Origin of the sequence: Paenibacillus gyeongsangnamensis (genome assembly GCF_027533625.1) — a bacterium.
Lineage (GTDB): Bacteria > Bacillota > Bacilli > Paenibacillales > NBRC-103111 > Paenibacillus_G > Paenibacillus_G gyeongsangnamensis.
Genome location: NZ_JAQAGZ010000001.1, coordinates 663,085 through 679,463 on the forward strand (window position 1 = coordinate 663,085; position 16,379 = coordinate 679,463).

The following is a 16,379-nucleotide window of genomic DNA, read 5'->3' on the forward strand; positions in this document are numbered from 1 at the left end:
CTGCTGCATGGCAATTCGAATTATTGTGAAAGACCCGGATCCGGTGCTGCGCGAGAAGTGCAAGCCGGTCACCAAAATTACGCCCAATATTCATAAGCTGCTGAACGATATGGCGGATACGATGTACGATGCGGAGGGCGTAGGTTTGGCCGCTCCTCAGATCGGCATTCTGAAGCGCGTGATCGTAATGGACGTCGGGGACGATCACGGGCTGATCGAGCTGATCAACCCCGAAATCATTGAACGCGAAGGGGAGCAGTTCGGCCCGGAAGGCTGCCTCAGCATTCCAGGCTTCTCCGGTGATGTCCGGCGCGCGCAGCGGGTCAAGGTCAAGGGCCTGAACCGGAACGGCGAGGAGATCGTGATTGAAGGGGAGGATCTGCTGTCGCGCTGCATTCAGCACGAGGTCGATCATTTGAACGGCGTGCTGTATACCGATTTGGCGGAGTCGATGTACAAGAATGAACCGAAGGAACGTGAAGAAGGATGAGAGTCGTGTTCATGGGCACGCCGGAGTTCGCCGTAGCGTCGCTGCAGACGCTGCTGCAGGATTTGCGGGTCGAGGTCGTCGGCGTTGTCACCCAGCCTGACCGGCCGGTGGGGAGGAAGCGCGTGCTGACGCCCCCCCCGGTGAAGGCGGAGGCGCTGAAGCACGGTTTGCCGGTGCTGCAGCCCGAAAGGATGCGGCGTCCGGAGGCCGTGGAGGCCGTACGGGCGCTGCAGCCGGATTTGATCGTGACGGCGGCGTTCGGGCAAATTCTCCCGAAGACGGTGCTGGACCTGCCGAAGCTCGGCTGTATCAACATCCATGCTTCGCTGCTGCCGAAATACCGGGGCGGGGCCCCGATCCATTACGCCGTGATGAACGGAGATCCGGTGACGGGCGTAACGATTATGTATATGGCCGAAGGTCTCGATACGGGCGATATGATCAGCCGGGTCGAGGTTCCTATAGGAGATAACGATACGACCGGGACGATGTTCGAGAAGTTGAGCATTGCAGGCGCCAAGCTGCTCTCGGAAACGTTGCCGGACCTGCTGGAGGGACGGGTGCAGGCGATGCCGCAAAATGATGAGGAGGCCGTTTATTCGCCGAACATTTCCCGAGAGCAGGAACGGATCGACTGGTCGAAATCGGCGGTGGACGTATGGAATCTGGTACGGGCCCTGCATCCGCGTCCGGGGGCATTCACCCTGTGGAACGGGGAAGTGCTGAAGGTATGGCGTTGCGCGAAGCCGGAGTCCGGGACGGCAGCGAAAGCCGGCGCGTTGCCCGGCACGATCGTCGGCTTCGGCGAGGACGGCCTTGAGGTGGCCACCGGCAGCGGCGTGCTGCGGATTACCGAGCTTCAGCCGGCGGGCAAGAAGGCGATGGCGGCCGGTGAGTGGGTGCGCGGAGGACAAGTCGCCGTCGGCACCGTACTCGGCATAGAACCTCAGCAGCGAGCGGAGGGACAGGATGAGTAAGGGCAGGGGCAAGGAAGGCGGTACTCATCCGGCAGCTGGCCGTCCGGCTTCGGTGCCGGGTACGGGGCCGAAGCGCGGCAGCGGCGGAGCTGGGAGACCGGGTGCCGGGCGCCCGCAAGGCGCCGGTAAGCCGGGAGGGCCCGGGGCTCGGCAGGCGGCGCTCGAGGTGCTGCTGCGCGTCGAGCAGGACCGCTCCTACAGCAACCTGCTGCTGAATCAGACGCTGCAGGCGTTTCGCTTGAGCCAGGCGGACGCGGCTCTTGCCACGGGCATCGTGTACGGCACGGTGCAGCATTTGAATACGATCGATTTTTTTCTGGAGCGATTCGTCTCGAAGGGGCTGGACAAGCTTCAGCCGTGGGTGCGGAGCCTCCTGCGGCTGAGCTTCTACCAGCTTTATTATTTGGACCGGGTTCCCGACCACGCCGTCGTGAACGAAGCGGTCAATCTGGCCAAGCGGCGCGGCCACCAGGGCATCTCCGGCATGGTCAACGGCGTGCTGCGCAGCGTGCTGCGCAGCCGAAGCGAACTGGCCCTGCCGGAGGGGCTGCCGGCGGAACGCCGCATCGCGCTGGCGGCGTCGCACCCCGAATGGCTGGTGCGGCGCTGGCTGCGCCAGTTCGGCGAGCAGACCGCGCAGCGGATCTGCGAGGCGAACAACGAGCCGCCGCGCGTCAGCCTGCGCGCGAACGGGCTGAAGCTCGGCCGCGCGGAGCTGATCGAGCGCCTGCGGCAGAGAGGGCTCGAGGCGGAGCCCTCCATGCTCGCCCCGGCCGGCGTCATCGTACGCGGCGGCGGCAATATGGCTTTGACGCCGGAGTACGAGGCGGGGCTGTTCTCAGTGCAGGACGAGAGCTCAATGCTAGTCGCGGAATGGGTCGACCCCCAGCCGGGTGAGCGGGTACTAGACTGCTGCGCCGCGCCCGGCGGGAAGACCGCCCATATGGCCGAGAAGATGGGCGACAGCGGCGAGCTTGTGGCCTGCGACGTGCACGAGCACAAGGAGAAGCTGATCCGCGATCAGGCGGAGCGGCTCGGTCTTAAGTCCGTCCGCACCGTCGTAACGGATGCCAGGAAGCTGGCGGAGCGGTTCCCTGCGGAGAGCTTCGACCGCATTTTGCTCGACGCTCCTTGCTCGGGGCTTGGCGTCATCCGGCGGAAGCCGGACGTGAAGTGGAACAAGTCGGAGGAGGAGCTGGCGGACATCTGTGAGATTCAGCGCGATCTGCTGAACGCCGTGCAGGGGCAGCTGAAGCCGGGCGGCGTGCTCGTATACAGCACCTGCACGATCGAACGGGCGGAGAACGAGGAGATGGTGGAAGCGTTCCTGCAGCGCCACCCGGACTTCGAACCGGATGTCCCCCCGGCGCATCTCTTCGGCCCGGACAGGCCGCCTGCGGCTTATGTGCAGATTCTGCCGCAGGACTTCGGCACGGACGGCTTTTTCATCGCGCGCCTGCGCAAACGAGCATCCGTTTAACACTTATGATACAATAGAAGATGGCTTGCTCTATCCTGGGCGGCCAATAGAAAATAACGGGTTGTGATACCATCATGGATTCGGTGCAAACCAAGGGGACAACAGAGAAAAAACCATACGTATACGACTTCACGCTCGAAGAGTGGCAGGAATGGGTGAAGCAAAACGGCGAAGCCGCGTTTCGCGGGGGCCAGATTTTCGATTGGCTATACGTCAAAAGGGTTTCAAGCTTCGCCGAGATGACCAACCTTCCAAAGAGTCTCCGGGAGAAGCTGACGGAGCAGTTCGACTTCGTGACCTTGACGGAAGTGACGCATTACCGCTCCAAGGACGGAACCGTTAAATTCCTGTTCGAGCTGTCGGACGGGAACGCGATCGAAACGGTCATCATGAAGCATAATTACGGCAACAGCGTCTGCGTGACGACCCAGGTCGGCTGCCGCGTCGGATGTACGTTCTGCGCCTCGACGCTCGGCGGTTTGAAGCGGAACCTCAGCCCGGGCGAAATTATCGCCCAGGTCGTCAAGGCGCAGCAGCTGCTCGATGCAACGGAGGAGCGGGTCAGCAGCATCGTGATTATGGGCATCGGCGAGCCGTTCGAGAACTATGATGCGGTGATGACGTTTCTGAAGGTGATGATTCACCCGAAGGGCCTGAATATCGGGCAGCGCCATATTACGGTATCGACGAGCGGGATCGTGCCGAACATTTACCGGTTCGCCGACGAGGATACGCAGATTAATTTGGCGATTTCGATTCACGCGCCGAACGATGCGCTCCGCTCGAAGCTGATGCCGGTGAACCGCCGGTTCCCGTTCGCGGATCTCATAGAGGCCTGCCGTTATTACGTCGCTAAGACGGGCCGCCGCATCACCTTCGAATACGCCCTGATGGGCGGAGTGAACGACCAGCCCGAGCATGCCGAGGAGCTGGCTCAGGTATTGAAAACTTTTCCGCATGCGCATGTGAATTTGATCCCCGTGAATTTCGTCTCGGAGCGCAATTTCGTCCGGACGGAGCGCGATGACATCTTTACCTTCCAGCGTATACTGGAGCGCAATAAAGTGAACGCCACCATTCGCCGGGAGCAGGGCAGCGACATAGCCGCCGCTTGCGGGCAATTGAGGGCAAAGCATATGGAATCGGGTGCGAGGTGAATGTTGGGATGCTGAAAATGGCCTATCAATCCGATATTGGCCGCGTGCGCCAGGTCAATGAAGACCGCGCGATCGTACAGGAGGATTTGAACGGCCTGACGCTGGCTATCGTCGCTGACGGCATGGGCGGCCATCAGGCCGGGGACATCGCCAGCCAGATGGCGGTGGAGCTGATTCAACAGCAGCTCCAATCCATGAATCGCGGGACACCGCTGGACCAGCGCCAGCGGGAGCTGAAAGCGGCGATTGAAGCGGCAAACGAGAAAATATTCGAGTTCGCTTCCGGCCGGGAAAATTATCATGGAATGGGCACTACGGTGGTTGCCGTCGTCTCGGACGAAAATACGGCCGTCATCGCGCATATCGGCGACAGCCGGGCTTACCGGATTCACGGCGATCGGATCGAGCAGTTGACCGAGGATCATTCCTTGGTCAACGAGCTCGTCAAGAGCGGCCAAATTACGCCGGAGGAGGCCGACCATCATCCGCGCCGCAACGTGCTGACCCGGGCGCTCGGGACGGAGCCCTCCATCGAGGTGGACGTACGTGAGATGGTGTGGGAGCCGGGCGACCTGCTTTTACTGTGCAGCGACGGGCTGAGCGCGCTTCTGACCAGGGATCAGCTGCTGGCGCTGGCGAATGCCGAAGGCGAGCTGGACGACAAGGTGAAGCGTCTTGTAACCGGCGCGCTGGATGCCGGCGGCGACGACAACATTACCGTCGTTTTAATGGCTCATGCGGCGGGCGGCGTATTACATCACGACGAAGAAGCGAGGTGAGGCATGAATGATCGGTAAACAGCTGGGAGGACGTTACGAGGTTCTCGAACGGGTCGGCGGCGGCGGAATGGCCATAGTGTATAAGGGACTAGATATTTTATTACATCGACATGTCGCCGTTAAAGTCCTTCGTCAGCAGTATGTACACGATGAAGAGTTCATTCAACGGTTCCGCCGCGAAGCGCAGGCGGCTGCCTCGCTATCGCATCCGAACGTGGTGAGCATCTACGATGTAGGTCAAGAGGAAGACGTTCATTATATCGTGATGGAGTACATAGAAGGCACGACGCTGAACGATTTGATCAAAGAGAAGGCTCCGCTTCAGGTGGAGGAAGCCGTCCACATTGCAAGCCAGATCTGCGACGCGCTCGACCATGCCCATCATAATCAAATCATTCACCGCGATATCAAGCCTCATAATATCTTAATCGGCAAAAACGGCCGCATCAAAGTGACCGATTTCGGCATCGCGCGGGCCGTCACTTCATCCACGATTACGCAAACCGGCTCCGTCGTCGGTTCCGTGCATTATTTTTCCCCGGAGCATGCCAAGGGTACGCCGACCGGCGAGCAGTCGGATCTATACTCTCTGGGGATTGTCATGTATCAAATGCTGACGGGCCGACTTCCTTTTCTGGGAGAAAGTCCGATCAGCGTGGCGCTTAAGCATCTTCAGGAGGATGTGGAGGATCCGCGCAAGGTGAATCCGCTGATTCCTCAAAGCGTCGAGAACATTATTTTGCGCGCAATGCGCAAAAGCACGTCTGAACGTTACCGGTCGGCGAAGGACATGCTGAACGATTTGGATTCCTGCCTGCAGCCCCAGCGCCGGAACGAGCCGAAAATTCATTTCTTCGACGACGACGAGATGGATGAGGAAAAGACCAGGGTGATGCCTGCGCTCAGGCCTGGCCAATACACGCCGGATCCCCGGGCAGACGAGTCCGATGATGAAGAGGAGGACGAGGAGGAACCCGGAAAAAAGAACCGATGGGTAAAGCCGCTCATCTGGTTCATCGTCCTGATGGCGCTCGTCGGGGGCATGTGGTATGCGGTGCAGTATGTGTCCAAGTCTATCGCGCCTCCTTCCGAGGTGCTCGTGCCGAGCGTCGTAGGCAAGACGCTTGCTGATGCGCAGACGGAGCTCAAGGGCCTGCAGCTCGTGCCTGAAGTCGCCGGCTATGAAGCAAGCAAGGACGTTCCGAAGGATACGGTCATCCGCCAGGATCCTTCCAATATGAAGGTCCGGGCCAACTCCAAAGTCAAGCTCACCGTCAGCAGTGGACCGCAAAAACAGAAAATGCCGGACGTGACGAAGAAGAAGCTGAGCGATGCCTTGGCCCTTCTTGCCCAGCTCGGGTACAAGGAGGACCGGATCTCGGTGGATAAGCAGTATATGGACGCCGATCCGGATTTGGTCATGTCGCAGACACCAGGCGTGGACGAGGACATCGATCCGACCACGGGCACGGTGAAGTTGACTGTGAGCAAAGGACGCGAAACGTTCAAGATGCCGAACTTGATCGGCAAGACGGAAGCCGAGGCGCGGAACCAGATTCTCGCCAGCAACCTGAAGCTGGGCAAGGATGCGGTAACTTACGAGTCAAGCTACAAACAGTCCAAGGGCCGCGTTATTGTGCAGTTCCCGTTCCAGCCGAACGACGATGTTTACGCGGGCTCGGAAGTGTCGAAGCTGATCGTAAGCTCCGGGCTCCCCGATGATGCCGGACCGATGACGGTTACGGTACCGGTAAAGCCGGCACGGGAAGGGAAGCCGTCGACGGTGAAGATCATCCTGAGCGATGCCCAGTACGATAACTTCGAATATCAGACGCTGAACAACGTAACCAAAACGGAAAATGTGGACGTGAAGCTGGTCGTCGCGCCCGATAAGAAGGCCACCATTCAATTGAAGGTGGACAATCAGATTACGGACATCCGCACCGTGACGTACCAGGATTATTTGGCGCAGAAAAACGGGGTTCCGCCCGGAAACGGCGGCAAGCCGGGAGCCGGCGGCCCGACGACCGGACCGGGTACGGGCACTGCGCCGCCGGCGCCGGGAACGAACGGCGGCGCAGCCCAGAGCCAGCCCGGCGGCGCGTCCAATCCCGCCGTGCCTGCGGGGGCCAATACCGGTTCCGGTGCAGCCGCACAGGCTGGCGGGACTAACAATACAGGAAATTCGACAGCTACAGGAGGCCGAAACCCGTAATGCCAACCGGATTAATCGTCAAAGCTTTGAGCGGCTATTATTATGTGCTTCCGGACGATTCCGGACGGGTTGAATCGGTGCAGTGCCGGGCGCGGGGGATTTTCAAGCTGAAGGGGATCTCGCCTCTGGTCGGAGACCGCGTGGAGTTTGAGCTCACCGAGAACGGGGAAGGCACGGTGGACGAAATTTTCCCCCGTACCTCCGAGCTTGTTCGTCCCCCCGTGGCGAATGTGGAGCTGGTTGTGCTGGTGTTCTCCGTCGACGAGCCGGCACTCAACCGGCAGCTGCTGGATAAATTTCTGGTGCATACGGAAAGCGCGGGACTGGAGACGCTCATCTGCTTAACCAAGCATGATCTGCGTCAAGGCGCCGGCCAGGCCGTTTCCGAAGAAGAAGCGGAGGCCGGGGAGCACTTGGAGCTGGACCAGGTCATCCGGCTGTATGAAAGATTAGGCTACCCTGTGCTCGTCACCAGCGCGAAGGAAGGGATCGGCGTCGAGGCGGTAAGGGAACGGCTTGCCGGGCGAATTAGCGTGTTTGCGGGCCAGTCCGGCGTAGGAAAATCGTCTCTGCTCAATGCTATGATCCCCGGTCTCGGCTTGGAGACGAATGCGATCAGCATGAAGCTCGGACGAGGCAAGCACACGACGCGGCATGTCGAGCTGATCTGCCTGCCGACCGGCGGCTTTGTCGCCGATACGCCGGGCTTCAGCTCGCTTGATTTCCTGCATGTGGACGCCGAAGGGCTAAGCTCCTGCTTCCGTGAATTCGCGCCTTACTCGGAGGGCTGCCGCTTCCGCGGCTGTCTGCATTTGCATGAGCCGGGCTGCAAGGTTCAGGAAGCGAAGGAGAGCGGCGCCATCGATGCGCTGAGGTATGAGCATTATTTGCAATTTTTGGGAGAAATCCGAGAGAAAAAGAGGAGGTACTGACCATGCTGCAGATCGCTCCGTCGATTCTTTCCGCCGACTTCGCGAAGCTGGGACAGGAAATAACAGATGTAGAACAGGGAGGAGCGGATTGGATCCATGTCGACGTCATGGACGGGCATTTTGTCCCGAACATCACGATCGGGCCGCTTGTGGTAGAAGCGATCCGTCCTGTTACGAAGCTCCCGCTTGACGTGCATCTGATGATCGAAGAACCGGACCGGTACATTCAAGCGTTCGTACGCGCCGGGGCCGACTCCGTTTCCGTACACGCGGAAGCCTGCACGCATCTTCATCGCACCTTGCATTACATCAAAGAGCAGGGAGCGCGCGCCGGTGTCGTCCTGAATCCGGCGACGCCGCTGTCGGCCATCGAATATGTCATGGATGAAGCGCTCGATCTGGTGCTGCTGATGACCGTGAATCCGGGCTTCGGCGGCCAATCGTTCATTCCGGCTATGCTGCCTAAGATCTCCGAGCTTCGTAAGCAGCTGGATCAGAGAGGCCTGACCCGGGTGGACATCCAGGTGGACGGGGGCATTAATCCTGATACGGCCAGACAGGTTGTCGAGGCGGGGGCCAATGTGCTTGTAGCCGGCAGCGCCCTGTTCGGCGCGTCTGACCGGGCCGAGGCGATCCGCCGGATCCGCGGCGGGCAGAGGAGCTGAGGAATGCATGAGGACGCTGGCCGTCATCGGTTTTAGCCTGGTTTGCGCCCTGCTGTTAAGCTTATTCTCGCAAATACAGGATTTGCTGAGATATATCTTCTCCTTGGGCGCTTTGTATGCCGGCATTCAATTTTTCCGGCGTTACGAAGGCCGCGGGATGCGCATTGCCTTTGTTGTAACGACCGTCCTTTTTTATTTCGCGTTTACCGTCATCATTGCGATGGTTATTGCCATGAAGCAAATGAACGCATGACCGGCGCCGGCCGCCGGAATGCGGCCAAAGACCTCTATCGTACGCCTATCCGGCGGCGAGGGGTCTTTTTCTTAGTTGATAAGAATTTATAAGTTTTTCGCGGGCTTATAGCTTCGCATCAACCTTGATAAACGCGCTGGTCCTTGTAAGACAAGGACAGCGTAGCCGTTTATCCTGGTTCGGCCCGTTCCCGAAACTGCCCGGAGCCTTCAAGGGTGCGTCATATTCTTCGCCTCCCTTTCATAAGTAATAGTATCAGGTTTATGCAAAACTCCGGCAGCATGCCGTGTGTGCGGAGTTCGGCGTATGGCCGGGTGGATCCGGAGCAAAGCGCGGGTTGGCACATTTTGCATAATAACGGAATACAATACGTTGAGGCTTCCTCAGGGTGTGTTATCCGGTGGGAGCGAATGATGCGAAGCGGCTTTAGTTCAGTGAAAAGCCCGGGAGAGGGAGGGGTAAGGAATGAAGTTCTACACAATCAAGCTTCCGAAATTTTTGGGCGGGTTTGTGAAGGCTGTACTTAATACATTCAGTAAAAACTGAACGGACAGGACTTCATACTTAGGCGGAACGCATGCGCCGTCGCCATTTTTTTGTGAATAAAAAAAAGCACCTGTTACAGGTGCTTTTTGTCTGCGGTCGCTTGTTACACGCGAGTTACTTTGCCGGATTTCAATGCCTTCGCGCTTACCCAAACACGCTTCGGTTTGCCGTCCACCAGAATGCGGACCTTCTGAACGTTAACACCCCAAGTGCGTCTCGTTTTGTTGTTCGCGTGGGAAACGTTGTTGCCTGTACCTGGTCCTTTACCAGTAATGAAACATTTGCGGGACATGGTTACACCTCCTTAAAGCTCCGACGATCCGTGAAGCTCCGATCGCTCTATAGCTGCTCTTTCAATTGCGTTTACTAGCTTCTTAAAAACACACTTAAACATCATATCATAGCGGATTGATGCACGTCAACGCGGGAATGCCGTTTTTGGGCTCCGGCACCAAATTTTATTTTCTTTCTTAAAATGGATATAGTACAATGGGATATAGTCCATCCTAATCAATACATAGAGGAGCTGTTAAGATGGCTATTGAACTGGCGACGGAATATGGCAAGGTTTATGTTACGGATGAAGTGATCGCCGTGCTCTCGGGCTCTGCGGCTTTGGACTGTTACGGACTTGTAGGTATGGCATCGCGAAACCAGTTCAAGGACGGGATTGCCGAGCTTCTGCGCCGAGAAAATTTATCCCGCGGGGTAGAGGTACACCGGAATGAGCAAGGGATGATGACCATCGATTTATATATAGTCGTCAGCTACGGCACCAAAATTTCCGAAGTGGCTCATAATGTGCAATCGAAGGTAAAATATGTGCTGAGCGAAGTGGCCGGTCTTCAAGTGGACGCGGTCAATATCTTCGTTCAAGGCGTACGGGTGGTACAATAGCATGAGCGATCGGACATTCCGGGTAACGACGGACACGACAAACGGCCCGGCCATCGGGGACAGCACCTGAGGCCGGCGGAGCTTCATAGCAGGAAGGGGATTGGTCTTATTGAGTAAGCGCTTAAATGAAATCAACGGTCAGGACTTCATCCGCATGGTGGAAGCGGGGGCGCGGCGCTTGAATGCTCAAGCGGAGGCTGTCAATGCGCTGAATGTGTTCCCCGTACCGGACGGGGATACGGGAACCAACATGAACTTGACGCTGACCTCCGGGGTAGAAGAGCTGCGCAGACGCCCGTCGGCGCATTTGGGAAAAGCAGCCGAAGCGCTTGCCAAGGGGCTGCTGATGGGGGCCAGAGGCAACTCCGGGGTCATTCTTTCGCAGCTGTTCCGCGGCTTCTCGAAAGCGGTGGCCGAGCTTGAAACGGCGAACGCGCAGCAGTTCGCCGCAGCTCTGCAGAACGGAGTGGATATGGCCTACAAAGCGGTCGTTAAGCCCGTCGAGGGGACCATTCTCACCGTATCCAAGGAAGCGGCGCGGCAGGGTGTACAGACCGCCAAACGGCAGCCTCAGCTTGCCGAGGTCATGCGGGATGTGCTGACGAAAGGACAAGAAGCGCTTGCCAGAACGCCGGACATGCTGCCGGTTCTCAAGCAGGTCGGGGTTGTCGATTCCGGCGGCCAAGGCTTGATATTCATATACGAAGGATTCATGAGTGAGCTTGATTCGTTGTCGGATTCGGTATCGGAACACGAAGCGGAAGTGCCTTATGCCGCCTTCGGCGCGGTGCAAGTACCGGACGCGCCTCTCGAGCCGCTTCCCGTAGGGGGAAGGCAAGGGGCTGAAGCTCATCGGCACGAGCCGCAGCGGGCGCAGGCCAAGCTGGCTACCGAGGATATCGAATTCGGTTACTGTACGGAATTTATGGTTACTTTGAACAAAGCGATGCTATCGTCCAAGCGGTTCGACGAGCAGCGCTTCCGGGAAGAGCTGTCCGCCTTCGGAGATTCGCTTCTGGTGGTTGCGGACGATGATCTGGTGAAAATACACATTCATGCGGAGTATCCGGGGCAAGTTATGAATTTGGCCCAGCGTTACGGGGATCTGAGCAGGATCAAGATCGAGAATATGCGGGATCAGCATACGCATATTCTGATGGAAGAATACATGGAGCAGCCTGCCGGCGGCACGGCCGGACGGGGGTCAGAGCCGGCGGCGGAGCTGAAGCGTTACGGCTTCGTCGCAGTAACGGCCGGAGAGGGACTTACGGGCATATTTACCAGCCTGGGCGTAGATCGTGTGCTTCACGGCGGCCAAACGATGAATCCCAGCACTGAGGATATCGTCAAGGCGGTGGCGGAAGTACCGGCGGAGACGGTCTTTGTTCTGCCGAACAATTCCAATATCATTTTAGCCGCCCAGCAGGCGGTGGAGCTTGTAGAAAACAAACAGATCATCGTGATTCCGAGCAAGTCGATCCCGCAAGGGATCGCCGCCGTCATTGCTTTCAATGAAGACGCCGCCCCGGATGACAACGCGGACGAGATGCAGCAGGCGCTGCAGCAAGTTCATTCCGGTCAAGTGACGTATGCCGTACGGGATACGAAGATGGACGGGATCAACATCAAGCAGGGCGATTATATCGGCATCCACAACGGTACTATCGTTTCGGCGAATCCGGACTGCACCGAGTCCTGCCGCAAGCTGATTGACAGTCTCCTTGCGAATGGAGCGGAAATTCTCACTTTATATACCGGCGCCGATGCCGATAAAGAACAAACCCGCAGCTTGATCGAATACGTGGAAGATCAATACGCAGGCGTGGAGCTGGAAGTCCATGAGGGCGGACAGCCGCTGTATTTTTATATTATGTCTGCCGAATAACTTTTTAAAGACGGGGTGAACCTTTTTGAATCAGGTTCGAGTAGTAACGGATAGTACCGCCGATCTTCCCGCCGATCTGAGAGCAAAGCTGGGCATTGCCTTGGTTCCCTTGAAGGTAAATTTCGGAACAGAGTCTTATCGGGACGGAATCGATATGAACCCGGACGAATTTTACGCCAAACTTGCCTCCTCGGCGGAGCTCCCGAAGACGTCTCAGCCTTCGCCGACGGAGTTTCAAGAGGTATATGAGCGGTTAGCCGAACAAGGGGAAGGGCCGATCATTTCGATTCATCTCGGCTCCAACTTCAGCGGCACGTATCAATCGGCCGTATTGGCTAAATCGATGGTGGAGGATAAGGCGGACGTTACCGTTGTGGATTCCCTTACGGCCTCCTTCGGGATCGGCGCCATGGCCATTGCCGCTGCTGAAGCGTCGATGCAAGGGAAGAGCAAGGACGAAATTCTCGGCTTGATCGCCGAGGTCCGCCAAGCGATGCGGATCTATTTCCTGGTGGATACGCTGGAATATTTGCAGAAGGGAGGCCGGATCGGCAGAGCCGCGGCATTGGTAGGATCGCTACTTAACATTAAGCCGATTCTTTCCATCAGTGACGATGGCTATGTCGCTTCAGTAGACAAGGTGCGGGGACAGAAAAAAGCGATGAACCGCATCCTTGAGCTGCTCCAGCAGGAGTTTGCGGGGAAGCCGATCCATCTCGCTCTCGCTTATTCGACGGACAAGACGACGGCTCAGGAGCTCGAAGCTTTGATTGCCGGACATTTTGAGATAAGAAGTGTGCAGTACACCCACTTGGGGCCTGTCATCGGCACTCATGTGGGCCCCGGGACCGTAGCGGCCTTTGCTTCCCCGGCTTAGCATGGCTATCGATTTATATGCGCTTCCGGTCACACAGGTGTCCGGCGTCAAAGGCAAGAAGCCTGAGGAGCTGCTCGCGCTGGGCATTACAAGCGTCGGCCAGCTCCTTGATTATTATCCTTTCCGCTACGAGGATTACACGCTTCGCGATTTGACGCAGGTCAAGGACGGTGACAAGATCACCGTCCAAGGGACCATCGCCGGTGTACCGCAGGTGCAAATGTACGGGCGGACCAAATCCCGCATGACTTGCAAAATAGTGGTCGACTCCTTGTTTATTACGGCCGTTTGGTTTAACCGCCATTTTCTTAGGGACAAGCTGACGGCCGGGGCTGAGATCGTCCTGACCGGCAAATGGGATCAAAAGCGGCTGCATCTCACCATATCCGAAACCGAGTTTCCCGGACAGGGGAAGTCGCAGACCGGCACGCTGCAGCCGGTGTATTCCATCACGGGTGCGCTGACGCAAAAATGGATGCGCCAAACGATGAAGCAGGCGCTGCTGCAGTTCGGCGAGCTGATTCCTGAAGTACTGCCTGCCGAGCTGCTCACTCGGTATGACCTGCTGCCGCGCAAGAAAGCCATGGCCCTTCTTCATGCGCCGGGCAGCCTGGAGCAGGGCCAGCAGGCCCGGCGCCGGATGGTTTACGAGGAGCTGTTTCTGTTCCAGCTCAAAATGCAGGCTTACCGCGCCTTGAATCACGACCGCGCCGACGGCGTGGCGCATCCGGTCGATCTTCCGGCCGTCCGCGCGTTCGTCCGTGCGCTGCCGTTCACGCTAACCGCATCGCAGAAGCAGGTGCTGGCCGAGATTCTCCACGATCTCCAGCAGCCGCATTGTATGAACCGGCTCCTGCAGGGGGACGTTGGCGCAGGCAAGACGGTCGTCGCGGCTTCCGCATTATTCGCGGTTGTGAAGTCGGGCTATCAGGGCGCCTTGATGGTGCCTACGGAAATTCTCGCGGAGCAGCATAAGCGCTCACTGGACCGCCTATTTGAACCCTACGGCATCCAGACCGCGCTCCTGACCGGCAGCTTGACCGACCGGCAGCGCCGGGACTTGCTCGCCTCGCTCCAGATGGGATTGATCGACGTCGTCGTCGGTACGCATGCACTGATCCAGGAGGATGTATATTTCCGGCAGCTGGGGCTTGTCGTAACGGATGAACAGCATCGGTTCGGCGTCAATCAGCGAAGCATTTTGCGTCGCAAAGGGATGAATCCGGATGTGCTGACGATGACGGCAACGCCGATTCCCCGGACCTTGGCCATCACCGCCTTCGGCGATATGGACGTGTCGACGCTGCGCGAGCTGCCGAAGGGACGGAAGCCGATCCAGACTTATGCCGTGACCCCTGCGATGCTGGAGAGGGTGCTCGGTTTTATACGGCGTGAGGTGTCGGCCGGCAGACAGGCCTATGTCATTTGCCCGTTAATTGAAGAATCGGAGAAGCTCGATGTACAGAATGCCATTGACGTGCATGCGCAGCTTCAGTTCGCATTTCCGGAGTACAGGGTCGGTCTGCTGCACGGCCGGATGACCGCTTCAGAGAAGGATGAAATCATGCGTCAGTTCAGCTCGAACGAGGTTCAGGTGCTCGTCTCCACTACGGTTATCGAAGTGGGAGTGGACGTGCCGAACTCCACACTCATGGTCGTCTATGATGCCGACCGGTTCGGCTTGTCGCAGCTGCATCAGCTGCGGGGGCGCGTCGGACGGGGGGAGCATCAATCCTACTGCATCCTCATTGCCGACCCGAAGAACGAAGTGGGCAAGGAACGGATGAAGGCGATGACGGACACGAACGACGGCTTTGAGATTGCGCGGCGCGATCTGGAGCTCCGGGGGCCGGGCGATTTCTTCGGCACGAAACAGAGCGGTCTGCCGGAATTCCGCGTGGCGGACATGGTGACCGACTTTGAAACGATGGAGCAAGCCCGGGACGATGCGGCGGAGCTTGTGCGGCGGCCTGATTTCTGGACGGGGGCATCCTATGCTTCGCTCCGGCAGTTTTTGCAGCGGGAGAACATCTTTACCGGCGATTTGCTCGATTAGGTACACATGTCCAAGCCATCCGACATAGACTAATTGCAAGGGAGATGTAAGTCCGCTCCTAACCGGATGACGGAGGTGCCGAGCATGAGCTATATGAAGCACGGGTTTGATTCCGCCCAAGTCGAGCGTATCAAATTAAAGTTGAAAAATCCGGAGACGAAGGAACGCGTTAAAATGATTCTGCAGGGCGTTACGAAATATGATCTGCAGGACCGTATCAAGGTACGCAAATTCGTGGGATTGCTGACGAAGGCGCTGGGCGAGAAGGTAACCGATCTCCAAACGGAGCATTTAGTGAATTTCGTCATATCGCAGAAAATTGATCCGAATAACACCTTTCATTTGATTAAACTTTGGGGCATGTTCCGCTGAGCGGGGCATGCTTTTTTAAGTTGATATACATAGACAGGCTTCATCGTTGGGAAAAATGAAGGAGGAGGTTATTCGGGAAGGTGCTTGGGGGGCGGCATGGGGCATGAGAAGAAGTTTACATGGCAGCAGCGGTACTGCTTGGCGTAGCTTGCACGTTAGGTTCGGGATATTTTCTAGGCTCGGGTATATGTAGCCATTCTATTCAAGAAGGACGATTCGTTAACTCACGCAGCATCACTTTGTTGGAAGAAATATCTTCTTGCAAAAGCCATTGCCGAAATGGTATATTAGTTTTCCGCCACTTGAGAGAGCGACGAAATGATGCAGCATTCGTGCTTGCCAAATGAATCGGATCATGTTATATTGATCCTCGCTCTTCTGAAAGTAACGCATGGTCGATCTGGTCGTCAGGGCAATCCTCTGATTGGATAAAACAAGCAGTTGCAAAATGAGAAGCGATATGGTACATTGTGAATCCGGCCGTGAGAACGGTACGGTGAAACGAAAGAAACGAATTGCTCTTTGAAAACTGAACAACGAGTGAGTGCGATAAGAGAATGAAAATTCTCGTCAGCATTAAAGATTGAGCTTAATCAGCTCTGTTCGATAAAGTTTTACCTTTATTGGAGAGTTTGATCCTGGCTCAGGACGAACGCTGGCGGCGTGCCTAATACATGCAAGTCGAGCGGACCCTTCGGGGTTAGCGGCGGACGGGTGAGTAACACGTAGGCAACCTGCCTGTAAGACCGGGATAACTACCGGAAACGGTAGCTAAGACCGGATAGCTGGTTTCTCCGC

At 57.3% G+C, this 16,379-nt stretch carries 16 protein-coding genes and 1 rRNA gene; 16 read left to right on the forward strand and 1 reads right to left on the reverse strand.

Annotated elements, in window-relative coordinates; all coding sequences use genetic code 11:
• Positions 1-7 precede the first annotated feature (7 nt).
• From def to spoVM, 10 genes are all read left to right on the forward strand, one after another.
• Positions 8-490: a peptide deformylase gene (gene def, locus O9H85_RS03005; RefSeq protein ID WP_269879774.1), complete on the forward strand. Its 483-nt coding sequence runs from the start codon at positions 8-10 to the stop codon at positions 488-490.
• Positions 487-1,467, forward strand: a complete 981-nt coding sequence (fmt, locus tag O9H85_RS03010; RefSeq protein WP_269879775.1) for a methionyl-tRNA formyltransferase — start codon at positions 487-489, stop codon at positions 1,465-1,467. Before def ends, fmt begins: the two co-directional genes overlap by 4 nt.
• A complete protein-coding gene (gene rsmB, locus O9H85_RS03015) occupies positions 1,460-2,947 on the forward strand; it encodes a 16S rRNA (cytosine(967)-C(5))-methyltransferase RsmB (protein ID WP_269879776.1) in 1,488 nt (495 codons plus the stop codon). The genes fmt and rsmB overlap by 8 nt, the downstream gene beginning before the upstream one ends.
• A 74-nt stretch (positions 2,948-3,021) precedes the next feature.
• Positions 3,022-4,104, forward strand: coding sequence for a 23S rRNA (adenine(2503)-C(2))-methyltransferase RlmN (gene rlmN / locus O9H85_RS03020; RefSeq protein ID WP_269879777.1), 1,083 nt, complete (start codon positions 3,022-3,024; stop codon positions 4,102-4,104).
• Between the two features lie 8 nt (positions 4,105-4,112).
• Complete coding sequence (locus O9H85_RS03025) at positions 4,113-4,883, forward strand: Stp1/IreP family PP2C-type Ser/Thr phosphatase (protein WP_269879778.1); 771 nt, start codon at positions 4,113-4,115, stop codon at positions 4,881-4,883.
• A 7-nt stretch (positions 4,884-4,890) separates the two neighbouring features.
• Positions 4,891-7,098: a Stk1 family PASTA domain-containing Ser/Thr kinase gene (gene pknB, locus O9H85_RS03030; RefSeq protein ID WP_269879779.1), complete on the forward strand. Its 2,208-nt coding sequence runs from the start codon at positions 4,891-4,893 to the stop codon at positions 7,096-7,098.
• Positions 7,098-8,030, forward strand: coding sequence for a ribosome small subunit-dependent GTPase A (gene rsgA / locus O9H85_RS03035; RefSeq protein ID WP_269879780.1), 933 nt, complete (start codon positions 7,098-7,100; stop codon positions 8,028-8,030). The genes pknB and rsgA overlap by 1 nt, the downstream gene beginning before the upstream one ends.
• 2 nt (positions 8,031-8,032) lie before the next feature.
• Positions 8,033-8,695 carry a ribulose-phosphate 3-epimerase gene (gene rpe / locus O9H85_RS03040; RefSeq protein WP_269879781.1) on the forward strand — a complete coding sequence of 221 codons (663 nt, stop codon included), beginning with the start codon at positions 8,033-8,035 and terminating at the stop codon, positions 8,693-8,695.
• 7 nt (positions 8,696-8,702) lie between these two features.
• Positions 8,703-8,948, forward strand: a complete 246-nt coding sequence (locus O9H85_RS03045; protein WP_269879782.1) for a hypothetical protein — start codon at positions 8,703-8,705, stop codon at positions 8,946-8,948.
• A gap of 465 nt (positions 8,949-9,413) precedes the next feature.
• On the forward strand, positions 9,414-9,494 hold the full coding sequence (gene spoVM, locus O9H85_RS03050; protein WP_014652194.1) for a stage V sporulation protein SpoVM: 81 nt from the start codon (positions 9,414-9,416) through the stop codon (positions 9,492-9,494).
• Between the two features lie 103 nt (positions 9,495-9,597).
• Here the strand turns inward: spoVM and rpmB are convergent, their stop codons facing one another.
• Positions 9,598-9,786 carry a 50S ribosomal protein L28 gene (gene rpmB, locus O9H85_RS03055; RefSeq protein ID WP_269879783.1) on the reverse strand — a complete coding sequence of 63 codons (189 nt, stop codon included), beginning with the start codon at positions 9,784-9,786 and terminating at the stop codon, positions 9,598-9,600.
• A gap of 242 nt (positions 9,787-10,028) precedes the next feature.
• On the opposite strand from rpmB, the gene O9H85_RS03060 reads away from it, so the two are divergent.
• The 6 genes from O9H85_RS03060 to O9H85_RS03085 form a co-directional block, all read left to right on the forward strand.
• The gene (locus O9H85_RS03060; RefSeq protein ID WP_269879784.1) at positions 10,029-10,391 is read left to right on the forward strand and encodes an Asp23/Gls24 family envelope stress response protein; all 363 of its coding nucleotides are present in this window, start codon (positions 10,029-10,031) and stop codon (positions 10,389-10,391) included.
• 109 nt (positions 10,392-10,500) lie between these two features.
• A complete protein-coding gene (locus O9H85_RS03065) occupies positions 10,501-12,276 on the forward strand; it encodes a DAK2 domain-containing protein (RefSeq protein ID WP_269879785.1) in 1,776 nt (591 codons plus the stop codon).
• A gap of 25 nt (positions 12,277-12,301) precedes the next feature.
• Complete coding sequence (locus O9H85_RS03070; protein ID WP_269879786.1) at positions 12,302-13,153, forward strand: DegV family protein; 852 nt, start codon at positions 12,302-12,304, stop codon at positions 13,151-13,153.
• 1 nt (position 13,154) lies between these two features.
• On the forward strand, positions 13,155-15,209 hold the full coding sequence (gene recG, locus O9H85_RS03075; protein WP_269879787.1) for an ATP-dependent DNA helicase RecG: 2,055 nt from the start codon (positions 13,155-13,157) through the stop codon (positions 15,207-15,209).
• 84 nt (positions 15,210-15,293) lie between these two features.
• The gene (locus O9H85_RS03080) at positions 15,294-15,581 is read left to right on the forward strand and encodes a stage VI sporulation protein F (RefSeq protein WP_269879789.1); all 288 of its coding nucleotides are present in this window, start codon (positions 15,294-15,296) and stop codon (positions 15,579-15,581) included.
• 620 nt (positions 15,582-16,201) lie between these two features.
• Positions 16,202-16,379, forward strand: a 16S ribosomal RNA gene (locus O9H85_RS03085); the annotation flags it as partial.